Source organism: Chryseobacterium vietnamense, from assembly GCF_031454475.1.
Lineage (GTDB): Bacteria > Bacteroidota > Bacteroidia > Flavobacteriales > Weeksellaceae > Chryseobacterium > Chryseobacterium vietnamense.
Map to the genome: position 1 here is coordinate 12550 of NZ_JAVDQX010000006.1, position 26454 is coordinate 39003.

The window sequence follows — 26454 nt, forward strand, 5'->3', positions numbered from 1 at the left end:
ACAATAGTACTTACATTTGTGTTTACTAAATCAACTTTCTTATCAATCTTTTCTGTCCTGCAAAAAACAACAGATAAAAAATCTTTTTCTTCAAAGGCAAAGATAAAAGATAATTCTTACCAAAACGACTATACTTCAATATATCTTGAATTTTTATTTGTCTTTCCTTCATAAAAAGAACTAACTGATCAGACATACTATAAAATATTTCTTCTTTTTTCACATACGCCAGGTAGGCCAAAAATGAATAAACCCCTTCAAAAATCTGAAAATTTTTCAGCGCTTCATTTTTGTGGGAATATGGGGATTTACTAAATATCTGTTCCACATCAGATACAGCTTTTAATATATCCAGTCCTTTTTCTGTGTGGGTTTTTGTAATAGAATCAGTACGTTCAAGATACTGGTAATGGAAATTCTGAGTCTGAGCAATGATTTCACATTCCAATAAAAGTTGTGGAATAAGCTGAATATCTTCAAAATGAACTCCTTTTTTAAATCTTTTCTGATTAAAAAGTTCTTTTTTGAACAGCTTATTGCATGCAAAATAGCTGATATCAGAAAATACCGAGAAGTTTTTTTCAAGCACTATCTTCTCCGGCATATTGGGAAGCTGCGTCAGTTTTTGGATAATCTTCCCGTTCTCATCCACTTTCTGAATATTACAGATTACCATTTTTGCCTGGTGTTTTTCTGCTAAAAGAAGCATTTCCTCAAACATCGTTTCGGAGACATAATCATCACTGTCTACAAAACCAATGTAATCTCCGTTAGCTCTGTCAATCCCAAAATTACGGGCATCACTGAGACCTCCGTTTTCTTTGGTAAAGGCTTTTATTTTGTCAGGATATTTGTGTGCAAATTCTTTAATAATTTTTTCAGAGTTGTCTTTACTTCCATCGTTCACTACAAGAACCTCAATATCGGGAAGGCTCTGCTTCACCAAAGAGTCAAGGCATTTTGTCAAATAATGTTCGACATTATAGACGGGAACAATAATGGATACTCTTGCGGGAACATTTGTCATACATTAAATTTTCGTCAGTCTTGCATTCAGCCAGCCTTTTTTAGCTTCATCAAAATCTTTTCTGGAGCAGGGAATGCAGTTTTCTATATTTTCATCATCACCAAAATACCACAAATTACTGAAAGTATCACGTCTGAATGCATACTGCCTGTCATCTATCAAAACATAAAACAGCTCGTAATGTCTTTCTTTCGGATGGGAATGCTGGATATTGATTCCTTCGATCAGATACCACAGCATTTGTGCTAAAAGCTGATGATTCAGCTGGTTTTCAGAATAAATATTATAATTAAAAATACCAACAGACTTAAGATTTTCGCTTAATCCGATTTCCTTCATATAGGCACAGATTTCTCTTTTGTTCAAACCATTTACCTGTGGATTCATTGAAAAAGGCTCACTAAAGCTTTCAATAGCATCACAATTTACGGTCACCAAATCTGCTTTTCTGAAGAAAGGCTCTGTCTTTTCAGTAGAATTCATCATTTCAGCCAGTCGGATAATATCAAACTCTACTTCTTTGATGAGTCTTACAGAATCCATCTCATTCAGATGTTTCTGATAACCCAGATGATGATAATTTTTAATGGAAAAATTCTTGGCTCCGAAAATTTTGCTTAAAAAAGTATGTTCATTAATGGTCTCTCCTTGCTGAAGGGAGATAATATTACTGATTTGGGTATAATTGATACTTTTCTTATGGAAATTCAATGCTGAAAATAATGAAAAAGCAAAATCATTGGATCCGCCAATAATTACCGGAATGGCTCTTTTATAATGACATGCCGACAGCACTTCCTGTAAGATATAATGGGTATCCTGAACAGATTTCCCGGACACCAGATCTCCAAGATCTACAACCGGAATTTCGAAGTCCATCTGTGAAAGCTTGTAAAATTCTTTTCTTACTGCCGTAAAATCCTGCACTTCCGCATCTCCGCCTGCTCCTCTATAGTCTGATACGAACAAAAGAACAATACTGTCTTCTCTGATATCTTTTGTAATCCGATTTCCTATCTGCCAGCTTTCTGTTTTGAAATTTCTTGGTGAAATGATAAAGTCTTCGAAATCCATATTTTAATTTAAAATGTAATAATTGATTGATGTAACAAACATACAAAAAACACAGGAACTGAGTAAGACGTGGATCTTTTTGTTCATAAAAAAAGCCGTCAACATCTGTTAACGGCTTATTATCATTATTTTATATTTACTTTTTCTTAGCTGCCGGTTTTTTTGCGGCAGTTGTTTTCTTTGTAGTGGCTGCCTTTTTAGCTGCTGGTTTTTTCTTTTCTGCAAAGGCTTTAGGATCCTGATCTGTAATCCATTTCTTAACCTCATCCAAAGAAAGTTCTTTTAATTCCTCAGCTTCATATTTTGTATCATCTGCTTTTTTCGGAATTTTGAACATGGCTTTTCCAAACTTAATGAAAGGTCCCCATCTTCCGTTTTCTATGGAAATTTTTTCTTTTTCCCATTGCTGGATATATCGGTTGGCTTCTTTCTCCAATTTAGCGTCAATCAGTTCGTTGATATCGCTTTGTGAAAGATTTTCAAAATCATATCTTTTTGGAACATTCACGAAAATATCTTTGTATTTGATAAATGGTCCGAATCTGCCAGATCCTTTTGTTACCGGTTCTCCTTTATACGTAGCAATAGGAGCATCAGCAATTTTCTTTTCATTGATGATTTCCTCGGCACGTTTCTGATCTACAGAAAGCGGATCTTCACCTTTCGGAATACTGATATATGTTTCGCCCCATTTCACATAAGGTCCAAATCTACCAACACCTACAGAAACTGGCTGTCCGTCAACTTCACTTAAATCGAAAGGCAATTTGAATAACTCCAATGCTTCTTCAAAAGTAATGGTTGCAATATTCTGTCCTGTCATTAGCGAGGCAAAGATTGGTTTTTCCTCATCATCGGTTTCTCCAATCTGGATCATCGCTCCGAATCTTCCGATTCTTGCATGAACATTTTTACCTGTCTTTGGATCTACTCCTAATAATCTATCTCCGGTAGCACGGTCTGCATTTTCTTCTACATCTTCAATTCTCGGGTGGAATTTGGAGTAGAAATTGGTCATCATCTCTTTCCATTTCTGATCACCGCTTGCAATTTCGTCAAAACTTTCTTCTACTCTTGCCGTGAAACCGTAATCAAGGATTTCTCTGAAATTATCTGTTAAGAAATCATTGACTACTTCACCGATGTCTGTAGGAACGAATTTATTTTTATCACCACCGAATTTCTCTTCAAGAACTACTTTTTTGATCTTATCTTTTGTTAAAGACATTTTAATCACTTCACGGGTATGTGGTTCGATTTCTCTTTTATCTACATACTCTCTGTTCTGAATAGTCTGAATTGTAGGGGCGTAAGTAGATGGTCTACCAATCCCTAATTCTTCAAGTTTTCTTACCAATCCGGCTTCAGTATATCTTGCACTTGGTCTGGTGAACTTTTCAGTAGCAGTAATGGTTTTATAGTTTAAGACTTCTCCCACCCTTACTTTCGGTAACAACTTGTCGTTATTTTCCTCATCCTCTTCTTCTGTCTTTACAATTCCGTAAGCTTTCAGGAAACCGTCGAATATGATCACCTCTCCTTGTGCTTCAAAGTGATGTGGCAATGATGCATTTCCTATTTCAATCACTGTCTTTTCAATTTTGGCATTAGCCATCTGAGAAGCCAGTGTTCGTCTGTAAATTAATTGATATAATCTGTTTAATTGCACATCAGCTACGGTTTTTACTCCAAAATCTGTAGGTCGGATAGCTTCGTGAGCTTCCTGTGCTGATGCTGATTTTGTAGTATAGTTTCTTGGAGAAGAATATTCTGCTCCGTATTCTGATATAATTTGTTTTTTAGCTCCTTCAATAGCTTCCTGGGAAAGGTTCACGGAGTCTGTTCTCATATAGGTAATAAAACCTTCTTCGTACAGTCTCTGTGCCAGACGCATGGTATTGGTTACATTATATCCAAGTCTTGAGGAAGCTTCCTGCTGTAATGTAGAGGTTGTAAACGGAGCTGAAGCTGAACGCGTACCTGGTTTGGTTTCAACGTTGAGAACTTTAAATTCTGTAGTTTTAGCCTGCTCCAGGAATTTTTCTGCTTCTTCTTCCTTTTCAAAGTCTTTTTTCAGTTTGGCAGCAATTTCCTGCTCTGTTTTATTTAAAAAGATTCCGTCAAGTTTAAAACTTGCTTTGGGTGTAAAATCACGGATTTCTTTTTCTCTTTCAACAATTAACCTAACTGCTACAGACTGTACTCTACCTGCAGACAGCCCCGGTTTTACTTTTTTCCATAAAACGGGAGACATTTCAAAACCTACGATTCTGTCCAGCACTCTTCTTGCCTGCTGTGCATTCACTAAGTTCTGATCAATATCTCTTGGATTGTCGATTGCTTTTAGAATGGCGTTTTTGGTAATCTCGTGGAAAACAATTCTTTTTCTGTTTTCAGGCTTCAGTTTCAATTCATCCGCAAGATGCCATGCAATAGCTTCTCCTTCGCGGTCCTCATCGGAAGCGAGCCATACCATATCAGCTTTCTTTACGGCAGCCTTTAATTCGGTTACCAATTTCTTTTTGTCTGCTGAAACTTCGTAATCAGGACTGAATGTGGCAAGGTCTATCCCCATTCCTTTTTTAGGAAGATCCCGGATATGTCCGAAACTGGATTTCACGTCAAAATCCTTTCCTAGATATTTCTGAATAGTTTTTGCTTTTGCCGGGGACTCTACGATTACTAAATTTTTCGACATTCTAACTAAAAATTTTTGCAAAAGTAAAGCTTTTTTATTATATACTTTTTGTTAAACAGGTTTAATTTAATAATCATGGCGCTTTATACCCTCTTTCCACACTGGTTTTTTGGAGAAACAAACCCTTTGTAGCATAGGTTTTAGACTGTTATACAATTATCAGCATGGATTGATATAGAAATTTTCATCAGCCATAATAGATGTAAAAAATATGGTGTCCTATAAAAAAGCAGAATAAGAGACCTTATTCTGCTTTTTAGCACCTATTGTAAGATTTATTGTTTTATAATTTTCACAATCGCTTCGGAATTATTTATCCTTATTATATAAATTCCTGTGCTTAAAGATGAAAGATCTGTCTGGTTGTTGATAAACCGTCCTGATCTTACAAGTTGCCCCAGACTATTAAATATCTGAAAATTATATTCTTTATTTTCTGCTGCTCTGATATAAAGAACACTGGAAAAAGGGCTCGGATAAATAGAAATCCTGTTATTGACCACCGTAGATTTCGCAGTTTCTTTGATCAGTCTGGAGCTGCTGGCCACAACCAAAGCTCCTGATGCAGGACCTTCTTCATTACCATTGGCATCATATTTTATTTTCACACATCGGCATCCTGTTCCAAAGTAAGGGTCATTATTGTCATGAAAGGCTATCATTCTGTTGGTTGTAGAAGCTGCATCAAACAGCACATTAATAGATCTTCCAATGTAGTTTGAATTTAAAGCAGCCGTCCATACCGCAGGATACTGGAAATTGAGTGTATTAAAAGTTCCCTGCGCAGTCTGATTGGCGGTCACACTTCTGAATCCTCTTGAACCGGAATCAGGGTAATTCCCTATGAGATATGCGGGATTATTAAAGATATATCCTACTGTAGCATTGGCAGAATTCCTCACTCTTATTCCTAAATAATCTGTAGCAATACTGTAAGATGTTGCTACATTTTTATCTTTTTTATACCATGGCGTCTGTCCGAAATCAGCACCTGAAACCAGAGCTACACTTGTCAGATCCGGCACTCTCCATCCTTCAGGACAAGGATCAAAAGGAGATTTCTTACCTCCTCTTCCCCATCTGTCCGGAGCTAAATTAGGCTCCTGTGCCAGCCAGTCCGTTCCGTTGGTATAATTGGGAGTAGTACTGTTATAGGGAGCGAAAGTACTTGGAATCATGTATACCAAAGGGTTCTTCACAGAATAGGACAGTATCTTGGAGATTTTTTCTGATGGCTTATCCGTTACCTGTACATTTGATGCCGACGCATAAGTGTTATAAGGTACTATATAATTTCCTGAAAGATTATTATAATCAGACTGATCAAGCGTAATGTACGAAACAGTTCCTTTGGGACCGGGAGTCCCCAGAAATACATTATAAAAACTTCTGTTATCCGCATACTGGAATGGAGGAATAGGATCTTTCCTTCCCCATTGATAATGCAGCCCTGTAGCAGCACGTATTTTTAACAGTTCATCAGCTGTCGGTGCCTGTGGATTGGCAACGTTGGGAAAAACATCTGTTGCCCCAAGATTACGATCCATAAAAACGGTTTGCAATGCAACATCGGCTTTATTGACATAGTTCACGTAATTTGTAATAGCTGCCGGAGTTTCCGTAGTATAGGAATAAGATCCTACAGGAGAATCCGTTACCCAGATATGCCAGCTCCAATATACGGGCGAAGATATACTGCCATTATGCAATGTCACTACAGCATTTCCACTTTCATTAGGAGCAATTTCTATGGATATTTTAGAATTACCGATATCCTGTAGTGATGAAGGTGCTGGATTCACCATTAAAATTTTCCCGATAAGAGCTGTATTAGTTGTCCAGAGAACATTCACTTTTAAATTATTAAAACTGGAAGGATTTAATATATCAGCATTATCCAGTAATTGACTTTGTACAGAGAATGCTTTACTAACCGGAATTTCAATGGTCGTAACTGTTTCGCTTTTAACAACCTGGTAAGTGTTCGGATTATTGAGACCTTCCTTGTACTCTGTAGCTACAGGCAGATATTCCGTTGGAAAATCATAATCATTAATGGTGTAAAGCGGATCTTTGATACATCTGCAGCCATTTGCATCTGAAGTATACATTCCGGACATGGGAAAGTAGTAAAAACGCCCTTTAATATTGGGATAATTGGCATCCGGAGTATCAGGCTGTGTTTTATCCGGAATCATGGAAAGTCCTCTTACGGTAACAGCAGGAGAAGTATCGAACAACCGGGTCAGAGTAGCTGTCCACAATGCAATGTGATGCTGATCACTATACTGCCCTAAATGAGCTCCTCTGATAAGCTGCCCGGTTCCGGGAAAGATTCCCATATTATATCCACCGACCGCCGAAAGATCAAAGCCCAGATTAGGATAAATTCTAAATCCTGTCATGAAGGCAGGAACTCCTGTGTCAGTAGGTTTTATAATATGGTATTTATTGGTTTCAAAAACATTTTTTGCCATATTGGTTTTGACTCCAAAAGGAGAAAAGTCTATTCTGATATCATCTACATAAGAGGGTGAAGCCAGATTTGCTACCAGCATAGAAGGGATACGCCACCCATTGGGGCAAGGATCATAAGGAGATTTATCTCTATAAGGTTTTGTTTTATCGTCGGTATTATAAACGGTTTCAATCTTTCCCTGTGCATTATCAGACCACAGATTAAGTTCTGAAAGTCTGTTATTGGGCAAAGTTGTTGATTTGCCAAACCAATTAACAGGAAGATTAAGGTTATTATTGTAGTATGCCTGACCTGAGTTATCATCTTTATTAACATAGATAAGACTCAGTGGATTTTTTACAGAAAGTCTGATATTATTGGTAACCTCTGCAGCGGAAAGCGGAACAAATTTCCTGAAATCATCAATACTTACGGCATTAGTCATATATTTTGCCCCTCGATGTCTTACCCTGCCTATAGATCCGGATGCCTCATAAAAATCATTTCCTCTTGTTACTAAAGGCGGAATAGGATCTTTCCTTCCCCATTGATAAAGAAGCCCGATACTTCTGTTCCAGTCTGAGGCTGTGATAGAACTTGTGATTGCTCCCAGATTTCTATCCATCCATTTCCAGTCTGAGTCCGGGATTACCTCTGTTGTTCCGTCAGACTTCATTCTTTTGACGTTGTTGAAACTTTTATAGGTAACTCCATTGGTAGGATCATCCGTTACCCAGATATGCCAGCTCCAATAGATCTCTCCGTTTACTTTGAGAGCTATCACAGCATTTCCTTTCTTGGCTTTATTGACAGGGACTTTTATCTTGGCCTCCTGCCCGGTTCCCGTTATTTCAAGGGTATAATTCACTCCTGATTTTATAAGCCCATGAACATCTTCCCACAAAACGTCTGCTGTTACCGCCCCTGCCGGAATACCACTTCCATTAAGATACCCGCCTCCTTCCCACATAGCATAAGCTTTTTTTACAGGAACCAATAATCCTTCACTGTTCTGACTGGGATCAAAGATGTAACTGTTGGGTGCTTTTTTCCAGTCCGGAACAAACAACGGAGTTAATTCATTCAATGGTCTTTTCAATGAGTCCTTATTCTCAGTATGCCATATTGTTCTTATATGCCCAACTGAGCGAAGATCTTCTATGATATTACCTTTGGAACTTATTCCAAATAATATCAGGCAGATGACTGCCGCTAATTTTCCAGCTAATGTTTTCATTCCTTAGGTTTTAGTGTCATTAATAAATGCAATTTTTAAGCCCACTTCAACAAAAAGTGATTTATTTTATAAATTACAACACAATATATAAATTATGTTATTAATAAACCAACATAAAAGTCAATAAACAAAACAAACCTTAACGGAATTTTCACACAAAAAAAAAAAGACAGCCTGAGGCTGCCTTATATTTTAACTTTCAAAATTCTATGGAAGAACATGGTTTTGATAACGATCAATCGAAAACCGCCCAGCTGTGATATTATTAAACATAGAGAAAACGACAAAATTGAAGACGACAAGCGCGATTATAAATGCATAAATCATATTTTTAACCCTACCGGAAACAACATACATTGCGTTCGGAATAATAATGTACGAGAACCCGATAAACGCTCCTGCAAGTCTGGATGAGAAGATAGGGTTATTTCTAAAAATAAAATAAAGACATATTCCAATCACCGCATAGTTTCTATGGTATTCATAGTAGGGATACAGTTCTTTCATCTTATTATCAAAAACAAAAAGGAAGAAAGTAAGGATAGCCATCATGACCTCCGGGATTCCAATTCCTCCGTTAAGTCGTTGTACCGTTTCATCCATATATCCATTGAATCCTTCTACAAGTGTACTGTTGGAGGCCATACCATCTAAGAAACCTCCAAAACTCCTATAGATTTCAAACGGAGATAAAAAGACGGAACCTACAATCATAATCAGCATTACCGTTCTGTTCAAAGGAACGCGGGCCAGCCAATACATCGGCAGGAATAAATAACAAACGCTGTGTATACCCGATCCTATGAATATAAAAAACAGGTAATGCCAGAGCTTCCGTTCTTTGATATACCGTATCGCAAAATAAACGATAAAAGTTCCCAGGTTTTGTCTGATCTGCCCACTTTCCCCGATAAAAAAGTTGGGAATAAACATGAAAAGGGTAAACGTAAAGGGATAAAAAGTATTGTCTTCGGTATATTCCACTTTAAAGATCATCGCAAAAATAGCGATAACCAGTGTCAGCATATAAAAAGGGGCATCAAAAAAATTGAGAAGGACTTTATTAATCAAGGTATACAGCCATTCCACATCCAGAGTTTCCGTCCCTTCCATATGGAGCATCTTCATAAAGATACTGTAGTAGCTTTTGGTATCAGAATAAATATAAATTCCTTTGTAACTTCCGTAATCCGGACCTACGCTGTCTCTGAAACCGACAATAAGAATAAAATAGATAGCAAGAAACCAGAACCATTTTTTATCAACCTTCTTTCCATACACTTCCTGAACACTGAAAAACAGCATGTAGACGATTGCAATTATATAATATGGATGTAGTAAACTCATGCTAACTCTCTGATGTTTTTTTAAACTGATGATATGCTGTGATGAATCCGGTCAGAATTAATGGCAGGAAAAGCCTCACTTCCCAGAAAAGTCCTACTAAAGTAATCATAAGAAGATAAGGAATGGAAAAGAAAAAATACTTTCCAAAAACACTTTTGTTTTCTTCTTCTGTACAGAGACCATATATAAAATAAATCACAATTAATGCAAAGACCAGTCCCGCAAGATTAAAAGGACTGGAAAAGTTCCTGTTAATGTAAAATCCTTCCACAAAAGTTGTTTCATCCTGAACAAGCAGGGCTCTCAATCCCAGATAAGGAATCAGAAAAGCAACAACAAGTGGTATAATTTTCCAGATTACCTGATAATTTCCTTTCTTCAAGTCATCTATATTGAAAAATACTGCTGCAAAAAAAGCAATATTCAGGCAAGCCGTTTCTCTCACCAAAGTAGAGATACCAATAAGACCGATAAGAATAAAAAAGAAAGCATTTTTTCTGGTATCTAAATATTTCAGAGTCAAAAATACCCCTAACAGATAACAGAAGAGTGCAATAGTATCACAGTTTGTAGGGGCATACTGCGTTATCACAATAAAAAACACAGACAGGAGATGAATAATCCTTCTTGCATTAAGATTCAACAAAAGCCCTGTTGACTTCATCCGGAAGATAGCATTCAAAATCAAAGAACACAAAATAAAGAACACACTGTTCATCAGGAAAAGCCCATGATAAAAAGGGGTTCCGTTTTTTGACAAGAAATCTTTGAAGAAAGAAAGAGGTCCATTGATCAGGGTATACATCAGATCTGTCATCTGTACACTCAGATAATTAGGAATCACTCTGTAAGCATATACCGAGGAGAATAAAAAATCGGGAGTTTTTTCTGATGTTTTCAGTCTTGTATAGGAAGATTCAAATCCGTAATAAGACATAGCAAACAACAGAAGCGGAAGTACTATTACAAATAGAAATCCGTTTATTTTTTCATCATTTCTTTTCAACATATCTAAAACAGATTCTTATTTTTTTAATAATAATGGTGGTTTAAAATACATTTTTTCAAAAGGGAACTTTTGCAAAAGTAGAATATTTTTTCATTCTTCCTAGAATATTTTATTGATTTTCAGTTAAAACTTATCACTAACTATTTTGAACTAATGCTTAAAAAATTAAATTTGCAGACTTGATTTAAATGCAATGCATCGCTTTTTTATATTTTTATATTATCTGATTTCCAAAAATAAAATTCTATCTGTACTGACAGCACTTGGAATTGCCGTTTTATGCATTTTCTTTGCGTCAAAGATTAATTTTGAGGAAGACATCAATCAGATTATTCCTAAAAATGAAAAGTCAGATCTTACAGCAAAGGTCCTGAAACAGCTTAATTTTTCGGATAAGATTATTGTTATTATTGAGAACAAATCCGGCGAAGACAGCTTCCAGCTTTCTGAAACGGCAGATTCTTTCCTGAAAAAAATTGAACCCTTACAAAAATACATCGGTTCTGTTCAGGGTAAGGTGAATGATAATGAAATCTCCGAAACCTTTGATTTTGTTAATCAGAATTTACCTCTATTCCTTAATGAGAGTGATTATAAGGAAATTGACCGGAAACTTCAGAAAGACAGCATTGCCAGACAGGTAGAAAATAATTATATATCATTGGTTTCTCCCACAAGTCTTGTTACCAAAGAGTTTATTAAAAAAGATCCTCTGGGGCTTACTTTTTTGGGAATCAAAAAATTAAATACTTTAAACATCAGTAAAGACTTCAAACTTGAAGACAGCTATATTGTAACGAAAGACGGTAAGAACCTCTTGCTTTTCATTGATCCTAAAAATAAAAGTAATGACACGAAAGCCAATGAGGCCTTTGTAGATCAGCTTAATTCCATCAAAGACGGAATCAACAAACAATTCAAAGGAAAAACAGAGATCAGCTATTTTGGTTCTCCGGTGATTGCAGTGGCCAATGCGAAGCAGATTAAAAAAGATATTCAGAATACTGTGGTGATTTCCATGACGGTTCTTTTAATCCTTCTCATTTATTATTTCAGAAATATTTTCACCCCCGTCATTGTTTTTCTGCCTACCGTATTTTCAGTTCTGCTTGCGCTCTTAGTCCTTTATTTTATTAAAGATAAGATTTCGGCAATTTCACTAAGTGTGGGAGCTATTCTGATTGGGATTACCATTGATTACGCCCTGCATATTCTTACCCATTATAAGCACAACAATAATATTGAAGAGCTCTACAAAGAAATTACGCAGCCTATCATACTAAGTAGTGCAACGACAGCCGTTTCATTCTTATGTCTGGTTTTTGTCCGTTCGGAAGCATTGAAAGACTTAGGACTTTTTGCAGCTATTACCGTAATTCTTTCTTCAGTCACAGCATTAATTATTGTTCCTCAGCTTTATAAGCCAAAAGAGAAAGGAGAACATCTCAACACCAACTTTATTGACAAGATCGGGTCTTATCCATATGAGAAAAACAAACCTCTGATTATAGGATGCTCTGTCATTATTCTTGCCTGTCTTTTTGGTTTCAGGCATGTCGGTTTTAATGAAGACATCGGTGATCTGAATTATATTCCAAAAGAATTAAAGATCAGCGAAGCAAAACTTCAGAAACTTTCAGACATTACTTCCAAGTCTATCTATACTATTTCTTATGGAAATTCTGAAGAAGAGGCCTTATCCCGAAATTCAGAATTAAGTAGTTTTCTTGAAAAAGAGAAAAAAGAAGGCAAAATTTTAAGCTATAACTCTATTGGAAGTGTAGTACTCTCAGAAAAGGATCAGCAGAAAAAGATAGAGAAATGGAATAGCTTCTGGAATGATCAGAAGAAAAATCAAACTACTTCTGAATTGATCAGTAATGGGAACAAATTCGGTTTCAACAGTTCTGCATTTGACAGCTTCAATGAAACTTTGCGTAAAAATTACTCCGCGTTGAGCCTGAAGGATTATCAAAAGGTAAAAGCACTTCAGATTTCAGAATTCATGAGCAACGAAAATGGTTTCTATACGGTTTCCAATGTGGTAAAAGTGGACGAAAAAAAACGGGATACTTTCATCAGGGATATTGAGAAGAAACATGATGCTATTGCCATTGACCGCCAGCAGATGAATGAAAATTTTCTTGGTTTGCTGAAAAGAGATTTCAATACATTGATTAATTATTCTCTTCTTGCCATCATTTTAACGATCATTGTTTTCTTCAGGAATTTTGAGTTAACAATTCTTACGATGTTTCCCATTGTTTTAACAGGAGTAGTTACAGCAGGAATCCTTTATTTTCTTGGATTGGAATTAAATATTTTCAGTACCGTAGTGTGTACGCTGGTATTTGGAGTTGGAGATGACTTCAGTATCTTCCTGACTCAGGCTATGCAGAAAGAACATACCACAGGAAAGAATGAATTACCAACCTATAGAATTTCAATTATTCTTGCCGTTTTTACTACGATTCTTTCAATTGGCTCTCTGATTTTCGCCAAACACCCGGCACTGCATTCTCTGGCGTTGGTAGCCTTGATAGGAATGTTCTCTGTCATTGTGATCACCTCTACCCTATATCCTTTCTGGTTCAGATTATTCATTACCAACCGAACCAAAAAAGGACTTTCTCCAATCACCTTAAGATTATTTTTTATTTCAGTCTTTTCATTTTTATATTACGGACTTGGAGGACTTATATTTTCAGCATTCGGAAGCTTCTTTGTGAAAAATTCCAAAGGCCCGGCATTGAATATTATCAAATTTATTTTAGCCAGGTTTTTAACTTCTGTCCTTTATTCTAATCCATTTGTAAAGAAGAAGGTCATTAAAAATACATCGGAGGATTTCAGCAAACCTGCAGTCATTATTGCCAATCATACCTCTTTCCTGGATACGCTGGCCATCGCAATGGCTACCCACAAAATCATTTACCTGGTGAATGACTGGGTTTATCAGTCTCCTGTTTTTGGAAAACTGGTAAGGGCGCTGGGTTTTTATCCCGTTTCACAAGGAATCGAGAATGGAATGGATAAACTGAAAGAGAAAGTAGACCAGGGCTATTCCCTGGTAGTTTTCCCGGAAGCAGAGCGTTCTTATACCAATGATGTGAAAAGATTCCATAAAGGAGCATTTTATCTTGCTGAACAATTCGGGTTGGATATTCTCCCACTTTATATCCATGGAAATTCTGAAGTATTACCGAAAGGAGATTTCATTATCTATGACGGAAGTATTACGGTAAAAGTGGGCAACAGAATAAGCAAAGACGATATGAGCTTTGGCACCAACTATTCTGAGAGAACAAAGAAGATCAATGCCTATTTCAGAGAAGAATTTGCCAGACTGCGTGAAGAAATTGAGGATGAGAATTATTTTAAAAAGAAATTATTCCTCAGCTACCTGTATAAAGACAGTGAAGTGGTAAAAGAAGTAAAAGAAGACTTTAATACCAATAAATCAGTATATTTCGAACTGAATAAACATATTTCTCCTGATGCCAATATTATTCATATTGCTGATGATTTTGGACAGAAAGATGCTTTATTAACCTTATATCAGGCGAGCCGAAGAGTTTTTTCTCTGATCCGAAATGATGAAAAAAGAGCAACAGCTGCCCACAGTTATCTGGTAAAAAGAAGAAAGCTGCAGTATATTAAAGACCTTTCTGAAGTTAATAAAAAGATTGATGTTCTTTTGATTTCAGATGAACAGTTTACCATGAATAAAATTCAGGATTTGCCTGAAACAATCATTTTTGTAAATACAAAAAGCACTTCATTTGAAAGTGATAATTATACAGTACAATTTAGTTCCGAATCATTAAAAGTATTTAAAACTAAATAATACATATGAAAAACATACTTTTGTAAACGCTAAAGAAAACTAATGAAGAAAAATATACTTGTCATATATTATTCACAAACCGGACAACTCGAAGATATCGTGAGAAACATAGCCCAGCCTTTTGAAGCTAAAAAAGAGGCTTATGATATTACGTATTACAACATTCAGCTCAAGGAAGATTTTCCTTTTCCCTGGCCGGGTGATGTTTTTTTCAACACTTTTCCTGAGTCTTATTTGCAGATTCCAAAAGAAATCCTTCCTCCTTCAGAAGAAATTCTGAACAAAAAATACGACCTTATCCTGTTTGGGTATCAGGTATGGTATCTCACACCATCCATTCCTATTATTTCTTTCTTAAAGAGTGATTATGCAAAGCAAATCCTTAAAAATACACCTGTAGTAACGATCTCAGGAACCAGAAATATGTGGATGCTTTCCCAGGAAAAATTAAAGGTTTACTTGAGAGATTTACAGGCTAAACTGGTAGGAAACATCGCTTTGGTAGACAGACACGACAATTATACCAGTGTATTAACAATTCTCCGATGGCTCACTACAGGTCAGAAAGAAAAATCAGGAATGCTTCCTGCTGCAGGAGTTTCTGATGAAGAAATTTCAGGTTCGGTAAAGTATGGCGAGATTATTGAAAGACATTTTAATAATAATGACCTTACTCATTTGCAGCCGGATCTTGTGAAAAACGGAGCCGTTGAAATCCGTGCTTTTTTAGTACGCGTAGAAAAGGTGGGAAACAAAATTTTTACAGTATGGTCTAACCTGATTATCAAGAAAAAAGAGAAACGCCCATTGCTGATAAAATTCTTTAAGGTATATTTGATGGCAGCGATATGGATTATCTCACCTGTCGTTTTGGTTTTACACCTGCTTACAACCCCTATATTTTGGTTTAAAAGACAAAAACAAAAAAGATATTTACAAGGAATTAATTTAAAATAGAATGTACGACGTATTTATAACAAAAGCATCAAAATACTTACCCAATGAGCCGGTAGCGAATGATGAAATGGAGACTTATCTTGGGCTTATCAATGATGCGCCATCCAAAGCAAAATCACTTATCCTAAGAAATAATAAAATCACGACTAGATACTACGCTTTAGACAAAGAAGGAAACCCCACCCACTCTAATGCGCAGCTTACTGCAAAAGCAATTGAAGGACTCTTTGATGAGAATTTCAAAAAGGAAGATATGAAATTATTATCCGTAGGAACTACTTCACCGGACCAGATCCAGCCGTCTCACGCTTCTATGGTACATGGTGAGCTGAACATTGGAAAATCTATTGAGATTAATACCTCAACAGGTCTTTGTAATTCAGGGATGAATGCGTTAAACTATGGATTCCTTTCTGTAAAAGCTGGTGTTCAGGAAAATGCAGTATGTGCAGGTTCTGAAAGAATGTCTGCATGGATGACTGCTGACAAGTTCAACCACGAAGCTGAAAATTTAAAATTACTGGAGGAAAGACCTATCATTGCCTTCAAAAGAGAATTCCTGAGATGGATGCTTTCTGACGGAGCAGGTGCTTTCTTATTAGAAAATAAACCGAGAGAAAACAGTACTTCCTTAAAAGTAGAATTCATTGATTTCTATTCTTATGCCCACGAAATTGAAGCTTGTATGTATGCCGGATGTGACAAACTGGAAGACGGAAGCCTGAAATCATGGGCGGATTACCCTTCCGATGAATGGCTGAAGCAATCTATTTTTGCCATCAAACAGGATACTAAAATCCTTGATAAGTACATTCTGGTAAAAGGAGCTGAAAGTTTAAGATCATCTTTTGACAAACACAATTTAGATCCGGAAAAAATTGACCACGTATTGGCTCATATTTCTTCAGGTTACTTCAAAGATGGGCTGAAAGAAGAATTTGCTAAAAAAGGAATGGACTTCCCTGCAGAAAAATGGTTCTATAACCTTTCCGAGGTTGGAAACATTGGTGCAGGATCTATATTTATCGCTCTTGAAGAACTGATGAATTCCGGAACCTTGAAAAAAGGAGAAAAGGTACTTCTTTGTGTTCCTGAAAGTGGAAGATTCGCTTATTCATGCGCTTTATTAACTGTTTGCTAATGGAAAACAGACTGCCGACATCCGATAAAGATTTTGTAGAAAGCCTTATCCCACAAAGGTTTCCTTTTGTAATGGTGCACGAATTGTCAGAATATTCTGAAAATCATCTTTTATCCGGTTTTGAAATAAAAGAAGATAACCTTTTCATTCAGGACGGCTTATTCCAGGCTTCAGGCTTAATAGAGCACCAGGCACAGAGCGTTGCCTTGCATACCGGATATAAATATTATCTGCTGGGAAAAGATGCACCTACCGGATATATTGGTGCTATCAAATCTTTTGAGGCTGAAATACTGCCTAAAACAGGAGATCATCTGATATCTGAAGTAACTATTCTTAATGAAGTAATGGGAGTAACCCTTGTAGATATTGTTACGAAACTAAACGGTAAAGTGATTGCAAAATCTCAAATGAAAACCGCTGTAAAATAAACTGAAATGGAGATAAAGGAAGAGAATATCATCAATATACACAACTTTTTACCGCACCGTGAACCGATGCTGATGGCAGACTATATCCTGGAACTGACCAAAGAAAAAGTAGTGACTTCCTTTGAAATCAAAGCAGATAATATATTCGTTCACAACAATGAATTCGCAGAGGCAGGCTTAATCGAAAACCTGGCTCAAACCTGTTCATCTATCCTTGGACAAAGCTTCTTTGAAAATCCTGAAGCCGATACAAAAGTAATCGGGTTCATTACCAATATCAAGAAGATTGAAATATTTGCCCTTCCAAAAGTGAATGACAAAATTATTTCCAAAGCATCTCTTATCTCACAGTTTGAGAACATTTGCCATATCTTCTGTGAAACCTTTAATAATGATGAGTTATTGATCAGAGCAGAAATCAACCTGTTTATTCAGGAAGTAAAATCGTAATGATCAATTGAACATAGATATAGAAAAGCTGTACAAAACGTACAGCTTTTTTTATTCCAAACTATCTTAAATGAATTTGTGTTATTCGTGTTTAAAATATAGGTTTCGGCTAAAGCCCATTGATTTTTTCTTTTTTTTAAGCGGGCTAAAGCCCACTTCTATTGAATTGATTACAATGCCTTTACGAAAAAAAGTTCCTTTTTTGTTTATTTACACATTCATCAGAACGTTTAAAAACAACTGATAAACAATACATTACAGAATTAAAAACCTCATCATCAGATGAATTATTTCACGTGAAACATTTTATAAATCCGTGAAACTCTGATGGTCAGGAAGAAACAGTTGTAAACAACAAAAAAGCGGAACATTTCTGTCCCGCTTTTATCATTATTTTAAACAAAAGGAATTAATATCCAAAGATCTCTTCAAGAGATACTTCCTGGAATTCTCCCATTTTGTTGATCGATTCCATATTCAGGTTTTCTTTCTTACCGATGATCGCTGTATTGTATTTTACAGGTTTTACTTCAGTGTTGTAGAATCCTGTAAGCTGTGGCAGTGTCAATCCCTGGATTTCAGCGTAAATATCTTTTCTGATATCATAGTCAACCCCTAATTTTTTCAATGCTAACTGATTGAAGAAAATATTTGTTCTGTTGATTCTGTTGGAAGCAATCTGTTTCAAGGCAGAACCTCTTGCATTCTCAAACTGTGCTGGAATTTGTGGTAAAGATACCATCAGATCATTCATTGCATTTACCGCTAAAGGAAGCTTGTTTGACTGCGTTCCAATATAATTCGTCACATAGTTCGCTTTCCCTTTTTCTGAAGCATTTCCATAAGAAACATAGGCTGTATAAGCCAACGACTTACTTTCTCTGATTTCCTGGAAAACAATAGAAGACAGCCCTCTTCCGAAATACTCATTGAAAACATTAGCTTTTCCGAAGTTGCTAAGGTTTACAGTATTGGCTTTTGCAACTTTAGACATTTCCATCTGTACCATGTCGTAGTTTGTGAAATACACCTTCCCTTCAGTAGCCGGTTCAGCATATTCTTTTGCCTTTGCCGGCTGAAGACTTGTATTGATGATAAATGGCTTCACCGCTTTTTCCAATCCTGCCTGATCCTGTCCGTAAAGAAGCACCTGGTAAGGATATTGGTTCAGCGTTTTCACTTTCTTCATCAATTCTACGGCGTCAATGCTCTCAAGACGTTCTTTGGAAACAATGTCTGTCATTCTTGAATTTTTACCGTATTTAGCATAGTTTGAAAGAGCAGCCATAATTCTCACTTTATCTTTCTTCGCAGAAGCTCTTGATTCCAGAATTGTTTTTACCGTTTGGGCATAAATAGCTTTATCAGCTTTAACATTCGTCATCCAGTGGTTCATCAGCTCTGCAGCTTTTTTCATATTACTTTCAAGACCACTCAAAGTGATAATCATCTGATCGTTGGAAGTTCTCAGGCTATAGCTTACTCCCAGTTTAAAAAACTCTTCTTTCAGCTGCTCCGGAGTATACTTATCTGTTCCAAGATATTCGAAAAGAGTTCCTGCAACAGAAAGTTCTTTGTCATTATCTGTTCCGAAAGGGAAGACATAACTGATCTGTGCAACCTCATTATACTTGTTCTTCACAAAGCTTACCGTCTTATCTTTGATCTTTGAGGTCTGAATAGCTGTTTTAAAATCGATAAATTCCGGCTTACTTTCCGGCACTTTAGTATTCAGAATATCTTTAAGGAAAGGAGACTGAGCTTCTCTGTTCAGTTTAATCGGGGTAATTCCAGGGTTTTGTACACGTACAAGCTTATCGTTCACTCCTTTTTCCTTATAAATAACAACATAATTATCTTTAAAGAAATCGTTGGCAAACTTTACCACGTCAGCTTTTGTGATCTTATCATATTGATTGATCTCATCAAGCTCCTGCTCCCAGGTTCTTACATTGATATAGGAATCATAAAGCTCAGTAGCTAATCCATCAGCTGTTTCCCAGCTTTTCATGCGCTGAACTTTTTTATCATTTACGATAGCTTTAAGTATCCAGTCCGGGAACTGTCCTTTTTTCACAAGATCCAGCTGATCCATCAGAAGTTTTTTAGCTTCATCAAAACTTTGCCCTTCTTTGGGAGTTACTACCAGTCCAAATGTACCATACATTTTGTAAGGAGATTCATACGCTCCTGCTCCAAGCGTTTTTTGCTTCTGGTTGATATTCAGGTCAATTAATCCTGCATCTCCCCTATTACTTAAAATTTCAGAGACTACGTCTGCCAGTCTTGCTTCCTGAGTTCCATAAGAATCTGTTCTCCAGGCAACCGTCATTCTTGGAGTAGTAGGACTTTTTACAGTTCTGGTAACAATACTGGTCATTGGTTCTTCTGTAACCATCTTTTTCATCGGAAGTTCTTTGTATTTGAACGTTCCGAAATATTGATCAACTAATTTTATAGTTTTGTCATAATCCAGATCTCCTACCAATACTACAGCCATATTATTAGGCACATAATAGGTATCAAAATACTTGTGGATCGCTTCCATAGAAGGGCTCTTCAAATGTTCAGAAGTTCCGATTGTCGTTTGCTGTCCGTTCGGATGTTTTGGGAAAAGAGCCTGCATCAATGAATAGAAAACAAGACGGCTGTCATTATCCTGTGCTCTGTTGTACTCTTCATACACCGCTTCAAGCTCTGTATGGAAAAGACGTAAAACCAATTCTGAAAAACGTTCTTTTTCTACTCTTAACCATTTTTCCAGTTCATTGGAAGGAATATTGTTTTTGTAAACCGTTTCATCCAGAGATGTATGAGCATTTGTTCCTGTAGCTCCTAATGACGAAATCGCTTTATCATACTCATTAGCGATAGCATATTTGGAGGCTTCCTGGGAAACTTCGTCAATTTTTTTATAAAGTTCTTTCTTTTTTTCAGGATCTTTTTCTGCTTTATGCTGCTCATAAAGATCAGAGATCTGCTGTAATAAAACTTTTTCTTTTGCCCAGTCCTGGGTTCCCAAATGCGAAGTTCCTTTGAAAACCATATGTTCCAGGTAGTGCGCTAAACCTGTATTATCACTTGGGTCATTATTAGATCCAGTTCTTACGGGAATATAAGTCTGGATTCTTGGGGCATCATCATTTTTTGCCAGATACACCTTCAAACCATTTTTCAGGGTATATACACGTACGCCAGCCTGATCGTTCTTTACTGTTTCATAGGTATACCCTTGAGCATCTGTAAGCTTTTGGGTCTCAAATTTTTGTGCCATTGCGCTTATCATACAGAAAAGCGAAACCGAAATAAAAATTTTCTTCATAGTAGTTATTTAATATTATTTTCAAACCAATTTCCAGACATTAGTCTTATTTATCTTAACACTTGTTACAAGAGAACTGTTACAAGCAGAATAATAAGCCTTAGGATTCTTTTAAGATTCTTTTCAATATGATTAGTTAAAAGCTTCCTTTTAAACAGTGACAAGAAAATTCAGGATATATTAAAATATGGTAGGCTTATTGAAGGTATATCCTTTATCTTACAACAATAACTCCCTCAAATTTAATATGATTTACATATAATGTATTTTCACTATTTTAGCCACCTGATTAAAACAATCAAAAACAGGTGAGCCATATTTCATCTGGAATCTAAAAATATAAACATTATTTAGATGAAAAAACAAGACCTGCCTCAAGACGAAAGTAACCTGAAATCCGCCAACATGACTGAAGTTCTGTATGTAACGGATGAGAACGACAATTACACGACAGCAAACAGTACAGGCTGGGATGCCAAGAAAGCTGCTCTGGATGAATCTATGGAACTTATTTATGAGAGAATTGAGGAAGCAAAACAAAATGTTGCCAATAATGTAGCAAGTCCTATTGCCTATTTTATGGAACTGAATAAAATGGACATTGGTGTTCTTGCTTCTTATGTAGGAATGTGGCAATGGAGGGTAAAAAGACATTTTAAACCCAAAGTATTCAAAACACTAAGCGAAAATGCACTGAAAAAATATGCCGATGCATTCGGAATTTCAGTGGATGAATTAAAGAACTTCAACGGGAAATAAATGAGACCAGGCAGTGTAATGCCGGATCCTTTTTAACCCATGAAAAGATACAATCAGCAAATGAAATTAAACTTTGAACACCATCAGACTGCGCATTGCGAAAACGGTGTTGCTTCTAATTTACTGCTTAACAAAGGACTTAAACTAAGTGAGCCCATGATCTTCGGGATCGGTTCAGGACTGTTTTTTGTCTATCTTCCTTTTTTAAAGGTGAATTTTGCTCCGGGCTTCAGCTATCGTCCGATGCCGGGTGCTATTTTCAGTAAAGCAGCCAAAAGATTAGGAATTAAAATCAAAAGAGAAAAATTCTCAAATCCTCAAGATGCTCAAAAAGCGCTTGAAAGAAATCTGGAACAAAATATTCCTACAGGACTTCAGGTAGGAGTTTTCAACCTTACCTATTTCCCTGAAGAGTACAAATTCCACTTCAACGCCCACAACCTTGTGGTGTATGGAAAAGAAGACGGAAAATTTCTGATCAGTGATCCGGTAATGGACTATACAACCTCTCTTTCCGAAGCCGAACTGGAAAAAGTAAGATATGCCAAAGGAGCACTTCCTCCGAAAGGACATATGTACTACCCTGTTTATGTTCCGGAAAATGTAAACCTTGAGGAAGCTATCAAAAAAGGGATTAAAGATACCTGTAAAAATATGCTGGCTCCCGTACCGCTTATCGGCGTAAAAGCCATGAGGTGGGTTGCCAAAAGCATCCCTAAATGGGCAGAAAAGAAAGGAACAAAGGTAACCAACCATTATTTGGGACAGTTGATCAGAATGCAGGAAGAAATTGGAACCGGAGGCGGAGGCTTCAGATTTATCTATGGTGCATTTCTTCAGGAAGCATCTGTTATTCTTAAAAATGATGAATTAAAAGAATTATCAAAAGAAATTACTTCGATTGGTGACCTTTGGAGAGATTTTGCCGTGGATATTGCCAGAGTGTATAAGAACAGGAACTCAAAAAGCAATATCTATAACGAACTTTCAAAAACGATGCTGCACATTGCAGATCTGGAGGAAGCTTTCTATAAAAAACTGAGAAAAGCGATCTGATATGGCAGAAAATATGATTGAGATCAAAAACTTATACAAGAAATACAAAAATTCTGATGAGTTTTCTGTAAATGATATTTCTTTGAGCATCAGCCAAAATGAAATCTACGGAATTCTCGGACCCAACGGAGCCGGAAAAACGACATTAATTTCCATGCTTTCGGGACTGATAAAACCTACTTCAGGGCAGTTTACCATCAATGGTTTATCTCCTCAGAAGGATGGTTTCAAAATCAGACAGATTATCGGAATTGTCCCTCAGGAATATGCTTTATATCCAACGCTTACAGCCAAAGAAAACCTGATGTTTTTTGGAAGCCTGTATGGTTTAAAGCATAACCAGCTTAAAAAAGCCATTGATGAATCCCTGGAAATTATGGGTCTTTCAAAATTTGCCAACAAACAGGTAGGACAGTTTTCAGGAGGAATGAAACGCCGCTGCAACCTCATCGCCGGCACCCTTCACAATCCTAAAGTTCTTTTTCTGGATGAGCCAACCGTAGGAGTAGATGTTCAGTCCAAAAAAGCCATTATTGATTATCTGTTAGATTTAAATAAACAGGGCACCTGCATTATTTATACTTCTCATCACCTTTCAGAAGCGGAAGAGTTCTGTACTAAAATTGCCATCATCGATCATGGAAAAATCCACGCTGTAGGAACTCCTGAAGAATTGGTGAACAGAGTAGCAAGCGCTGAAAACCTTGAAGATGTTTTCATTTCATTAACCGGAAAAGAATTAAGAGATGTTGTTGTATAAACTGTGGAGAAGCTTTACTAAAGAAATCCTGCTGCTGAAAAGAGATATCGGAGGAATTGTCATCATCTTTGTGATGCCTTTGCTTTTGATTGTCACTATTACCCTTATTCAGGATTCTACCTTTAAAAACCTTGAAGGATCAAAGATTCCGATTATTTTTATTGATAATGATAAGTCTGAGGTTTCAAAAAATATAAAAGCAGAGCTGGAAAACAGCAAAACATTTCAGCTGCTGACCAATTTCAATGAAAAGTCTGCTCAGGATGCTGTTTTTTCGGGAGATTACCAGATGGCGATCGTCATTCCTGATAATTTAACGAAAGATTTAAATTCCAATATTGATTCTAAAGTTCAGACCATTGTAAGTTCATTCGGACTGGAAGGAGATTCAGCAAAAGTAAAAACAGCTGCTCCTAAGGCGAAAGAAATTCATTTGTATTTTGATCCCGCTACCAATGCCGGATTCAAAAACTCCGTGATGAATTCTGTGAATAAAATGGTTTTTGAGATTGAAAATAAAAAGATTTACAAGGCATTTCAGGAACAGCTGGGAACAACTGAAAATCTTGACGAAAATAAAAACCTGATCAGCTTTAAAGAGATCACTCCCAAAAAAGGAGAAATGGATGTGATGCCGAATTCCGTTCAGCATAACGTTCCTGCATGGACTCTTTTTGCAATCTTCTTTATTGTAGTTCCTTTATCCATCAACCTTGTAAAGGAAAAAAGCCAGGGCACAAGTGTACGAGCAAGAATAAGCCCTACGCCTTATTTTGTACATATTTTAGGAAAAACATTTACCTATCTTATCATCTGTCTTATTCAGTTTTTACTGATGGTTGCAGTAGGTATTTATCTTTTCCCTTATATGGATCTTCCGGCTTTTGATGTATCCGGAAAAATGTTTCAGCTTGTAACAGTAACGCTGTTTGCAGGACTGGCAGCCATTGGATTCGGTGTTTTATTGGGAACTATTGCCGATACACAGGAGCAGTCTGCCCCATTTGGAGCGACCTCTGTAGTTGTTTTGGCAGCTATCGGCGGAATCTGGGTTCCTGTATTTTTAATGCCGGAATTCATGCAGACCGTAGCCAAATTCTCCCCTATGAACTGGGGATTGAATGCCTATTATGATATTATTTTAAGAAACAGCGGAATTGGCGGGATTGCCAAAGAACTGGTTTTCCTTTTCTTATTCTATATTGCCACTGTAGCTATTTCCATATTTTATGAAAGAAAACAAAATGCAGTCTAAAGAAAATATATTAACCTGTACTGAAGAAGTAAGAGTACGCTTTAATGAAACAGATCCGCTGGGAATTGTCTGGCATGGTCATTATATCGTATATTTTGAAGACGGAAGGGAAGCTTTCGGACGTCAGCACGGTTTAACTTATCTCGATATTCAGAATGCAGGATTTGTAACACCAATTGTAAAAAGTACCTGTGAGCATTTTCTTCCTTTAAAATATGGAGAAACATTCAAAATTGTAACTACTTTTATCAATTCTGTTTCAGCTAAGCTTATCTACCGATATGAGATCTTCAATCAGGGAAATCAATTGGTATGCAGCGGTGAAACCATTCAGGTGTTTCTTGATAGTAACGGAAGCTTATGTTTGTATAATCCGGAATTTTTTCAAAACTGGAAAGATAAAATGGGATTGTCATGAGGAAAGAAATTTACATCACAGACTACAATTGTGTAACTCCGTTAGGTTTCAATGTTGATGCCAACTGGAATGCTCTTGTAGAAGGAAAATCTGGAGTTGATTTGCACAAAATCATCGACAAGCAGGATGCTTTTTACGCTTCCATGATTGATTCTGACAAACTGAATGAAGAATTCAACAGATTCTTCGACTCCACTCAGAATGACATTCCTAATTTCACAAGACTGGAAAAGATGCTTCTTTTAAGCTTACAGCCACTTGTTGAAAAACATACTATATCAGAAGACACCGCTTTCATCCTTTCCACCACAAAAGGAAATATCAGTCTGTTAAAAAACCAGTCTGACCTGCCGCAAGGCGTATATTTATCAAAATTAGCAGAAAAAATTGCAGATTTTTTCGGATTCAAAACAAAACCAATTGTAGTTTCCAATGCCTGTGTTTCAGGAGTAATGGCAATTGCTGTAGCGAAAAATATGATTCGGGCAGGAAAATACAAAGATGCTTTCGTTATTGCAGGAGATGAGCTTTCTGAATTTGTTATTTCAGGATTCAACTCATTTCAGGCTATAGGATCAGGACCATGCAAGCCTTATGATAAAAGCAGAGACGGTATCAATATTGGTGAAGCCGCGGCTGCAGTCTATATAACCAGCTGTCATTCTGACGAAGGAAGAATCTCACAAAACGGGAAATTCAGATTCAAGGTTCTGGGAGACTCTGCTGTCAATGATGCCAATCACATTTCCGGACCTTCAAGAACGGGTGACGGTTTATATGCCAGTATCAAAAGTGCCATGACAGAAGCGAATGTTTCTGCTGAACAGATTGATTTTATTTCTGCCCACGGAACAGCTACTTTATATAACGATGAAATGGAAGCTATTGCCTTCAACAGAATGGATCTTCAGCATATTCCGCTCAACAGTATGAAAGGCTATTACGGACATTGTCTGGGTGCATCAGGGCTTCTTGAAAGCATTATTTCCATGGAGAGCGCTCTTCACAGCACTTTGCTTCCTTCAAAGAATTTTGAGGAAACAGGAGTAACCCAGCCTTTGAATATCATTAAAGAAAACAAAACTGCAGATATTAAATATATTCTAAAGACCGCTTCCGGTTTTGGCGGTTGTAATGCAGCAGTTGTACTTGAAAAATGTTAAAATTATGCCCTTCAATTCTGAAGGGCATATATATCTTTATTCTCT

Annotated in this window: 18 protein-coding genes; 11 read left to right on the forward strand and 7 right to left on the reverse strand. The window is 36.7% G+C overall.

Going from position 1 to position 26454, the window contains the following annotated elements:
- Positions 1–25: 25 nt before the first annotated feature.
- From J2786_RS19855 to J2786_RS19880, 6 genes are all read right to left on the reverse strand, one after another.
- Positions 26–1027 carry a glycosyltransferase family 2 protein gene (locus J2786_RS19855; protein WP_047429018.1) on the reverse strand — a complete coding sequence of 334 codons (1002 nt, stop codon included), beginning with the start codon at positions 1025–1027 and terminating at the stop codon, positions 26–28.
- 3 nt (positions 1028–1030) lie between these two features.
- Entirely contained in the window at positions 1031–2101 is a 1071-nt protein-coding gene (locus tag J2786_RS19860) for a formimidoylglutamase (RefSeq protein WP_052186881.1), read from the reverse strand.
- Positions 2102–2237: 136 nt separating this feature from the next.
- Entirely contained in the window at positions 2238–4799 is a 2562-nt protein-coding gene (gene topA / locus J2786_RS19865; RefSeq protein WP_047429017.1) for a type I DNA topoisomerase, read from the reverse strand.
- A gap of 275 nt (positions 4800–5074) precedes the next feature.
- Positions 5075–8494, reverse strand: a complete 3420-nt coding sequence (locus tag J2786_RS19870; protein WP_052186880.1) for a T9SS type A sorting domain-containing protein — start codon at positions 8492–8494, stop codon at positions 5075–5077.
- 207 nt (positions 8495–8701) lie between these two features.
- On the reverse strand, positions 8702–9841 hold the full coding sequence (locus J2786_RS19875; protein ID WP_226798754.1) for an EpsG family protein: 1140 nt from the start codon (positions 9839–9841) through the stop codon (positions 8702–8704).
- A gap of 1 nt (position 9842) precedes the next feature.
- Positions 9843–10850 carry a hypothetical protein gene (locus J2786_RS19880; RefSeq protein WP_310026483.1) on the reverse strand — a complete coding sequence of 336 codons (1008 nt, stop codon included), beginning with the start codon at positions 10848–10850 and terminating at the stop codon, positions 9843–9845.
- Positions 10851–11043: 193 nt separating this feature from the next.
- On the opposite strand from J2786_RS19880, the gene J2786_RS19885 reads away from it, so the two are divergent.
- Genes J2786_RS19885 through J2786_RS19905 form a run of 5 tightly spaced genes read left to right on the forward strand, consistent with a single transcriptional unit; the run spans position 11044 to position 17676 of the window.
- Complete coding sequence (locus tag J2786_RS19885; RefSeq protein ID WP_047429014.1) at positions 11044–14697, forward strand: MMPL family transporter; 3654 nt, start codon at positions 11044–11046, stop codon at positions 14695–14697.
- 42 nt (positions 14698–14739) lie between these two features.
- The gene (locus J2786_RS19890; RefSeq protein ID WP_047429013.1) at positions 14740–15654 is read left to right on the forward strand and encodes a hypothetical protein; all 915 of its coding nucleotides are present in this window, start codon (positions 14740–14742) and stop codon (positions 15652–15654) included.
- 1 nt (position 15655) lies between these two features.
- A complete protein-coding gene (darB, locus tag J2786_RS19895; RefSeq protein WP_047424825.1) occupies positions 15656–16795 on the forward strand; it encodes a dialkylresorcinol biosynthesis protein DarB in 1140 nt (379 codons plus the stop codon).
- Positions 16795–17226 (forward strand): hotdog family protein, encoded by a 432-nt coding sequence (locus J2786_RS19900; protein WP_047429012.1) that lies wholly within the window; start codon positions 16795–16797, stop codon positions 17224–17226. Before darB ends, J2786_RS19900 begins: the two co-directional genes overlap by 1 nt.
- 6 nt (positions 17227–17232) lie before the next feature.
- Positions 17233–17676 (forward strand): hotdog family protein, encoded by a 444-nt coding sequence (locus J2786_RS19905; RefSeq protein ID WP_047429011.1) that lies wholly within the window; start codon positions 17233–17235, stop codon positions 17674–17676.
- A gap of 409 nt (positions 17677–18085) precedes the next feature.
- On the opposite strand, the gene J2786_RS19910 is transcribed toward J2786_RS19905, so the two are convergent.
- The gene (locus tag J2786_RS19910; protein WP_052186878.1) at positions 18086–20998 is read right to left on the reverse strand and encodes a M16 family metallopeptidase; all 2913 of its coding nucleotides are present in this window, start codon (positions 20996–20998) and stop codon (positions 18086–18088) included.
- Between the two features lie 354 nt (positions 20999–21352).
- Between J2786_RS19910 and DarG the strand changes: the two genes are divergently transcribed.
- The 6 genes from DarG to J2786_RS19940 are packed head-to-tail and all read left to right on the forward strand — an operon-like array spanning position 21353 to position 26409.
- Positions 21353–21757, forward strand: coding sequence for a flexirubin biosynthesis protein DarG (gene DarG, locus J2786_RS19915; protein ID WP_047429010.1), 405 nt, complete (start codon positions 21353–21355; stop codon positions 21755–21757).
- Positions 21758–21817: 60 nt separating this feature from the next.
- Positions 21818–22813, forward strand: a complete 996-nt coding sequence (gene darH, locus J2786_RS19920; RefSeq protein WP_047429056.1) for a BtrH-related acyltransferase DarH — start codon at positions 21818–21820, stop codon at positions 22811–22813.
- Between the two features lies 1 nt (position 22814).
- Positions 22815–23573, forward strand: a complete 759-nt coding sequence (locus J2786_RS19925; RefSeq protein WP_047429009.1) for an ABC transporter ATP-binding protein — start codon at positions 22815–22817, stop codon at positions 23571–23573.
- Entirely contained in the window at positions 23560–24828 is a 1269-nt protein-coding gene (locus J2786_RS19930; protein ID WP_047429008.1) for an ABC transporter permease, read from the forward strand. Before J2786_RS19925 ends, J2786_RS19930 begins: the two co-directional genes overlap by 14 nt.
- Positions 24803–25246, forward strand: coding sequence for an acyl-CoA thioesterase (locus J2786_RS19935; protein WP_047429007.1), 444 nt, complete (start codon positions 24803–24805; stop codon positions 25244–25246). The genes J2786_RS19930 and J2786_RS19935 overlap by 26 nt, the downstream gene beginning before the upstream one ends.
- Positions 25243–26409, forward strand: coding sequence for a beta-ketoacyl synthase N-terminal-like domain-containing protein (locus J2786_RS19940; protein ID WP_047429005.1), 1167 nt, complete (start codon positions 25243–25245; stop codon positions 26407–26409). The genes J2786_RS19935 and J2786_RS19940 overlap by 4 nt, the downstream gene beginning before the upstream one ends.
- Positions 26410–26454 lie beyond the last annotated feature (45 nt).

Coding starts and splice junctions, on each gene's coding strand:
- J2786_RS19855 (WP_047429018.1), bottom strand. CDS start 1,027: ATGACAAATGTTCCCGCAAGAGTATCCATTATTGTTCCCGTCTATAAT.
- J2786_RS19860 (WP_052186881.1), bottom strand. CDS start 2,101: ATGGATTTCGAAGACTTTATCATTTCACCAAGAAATTTCAAAACAGAA.
- topA (WP_047429017.1), bottom strand. CDS start 4,799: ATGTCGAAAAATTTAGTAATCGTAGAGTCCCCGGCAAAAGCAAAAACT.
- J2786_RS19870 (WP_052186880.1), bottom strand. CDS start 8,494: ATGAAAACATTAGCTGGAAAATTAGCGGCAGTCATCTGCCTGATATTA.
- J2786_RS19875 (WP_226798754.1), bottom strand. CDS start 9,841: ATGAGTTTACTACATCCATATTATATAATTGCAATCGTCTACATGCTG.
- J2786_RS19880 (WP_310026483.1), bottom strand. CDS start 10,850: ATGTTGAAAAGAAATGATGAAAAAATAAACGGATTTCTATTTGTAATA.
- J2786_RS19885 (WP_047429014.1), top strand. CDS start 11,044: ATGCATCGCTTTTTTATATTTTTATATTATCTGATTTCCAAAAATAAA.
- J2786_RS19890 (WP_047429013.1), top strand. CDS start 14,740: ATGAAGAAAAATATACTTGTCATATATTATTCACAAACCGGACAACTC.
- darB (WP_047424825.1), top strand. CDS start 15,656: ATGTACGACGTATTTATAACAAAAGCATCAAAATACTTACCCAATGAG.
- J2786_RS19900 (WP_047429012.1), top strand. CDS start 16,795: ATGGAAAACAGACTGCCGACATCCGATAAAGATTTTGTAGAAAGCCTT.
- J2786_RS19905 (WP_047429011.1), top strand. CDS start 17,233: ATGGAGATAAAGGAAGAGAATATCATCAATATACACAACTTTTTACCG.
- J2786_RS19910 (WP_052186878.1), bottom strand. CDS start 20,998: ATGAAGAAAATTTTTATTTCGGTTTCGCTTTTCTGTATGATAAGCGCA.
- DarG (WP_047429010.1), top strand. CDS start 21,353: ATGAAAAAACAAGACCTGCCTCAAGACGAAAGTAACCTGAAATCCGCC.
- darH (WP_047429056.1), top strand. CDS start 21,818: ATGAAATTAAACTTTGAACACCATCAGACTGCGCATTGCGAAAACGGT.
- J2786_RS19925 (WP_047429009.1), top strand. CDS start 22,815: ATGGCAGAAAATATGATTGAGATCAAAAACTTATACAAGAAATACAAA.
- J2786_RS19930 (WP_047429008.1), top strand. CDS start 23,560: ATGTTGTTGTATAAACTGTGGAGAAGCTTTACTAAAGAAATCCTGCTG.
- J2786_RS19935 (WP_047429007.1), top strand. CDS start 24,803: ATGAAAGAAAACAAAATGCAGTCTAAAGAAAATATATTAACCTGTACT.
- J2786_RS19940 (WP_047429005.1), top strand. CDS start 25,243: ATGAGGAAAGAAATTTACATCACAGACTACAATTGTGTAACTCCGTTA.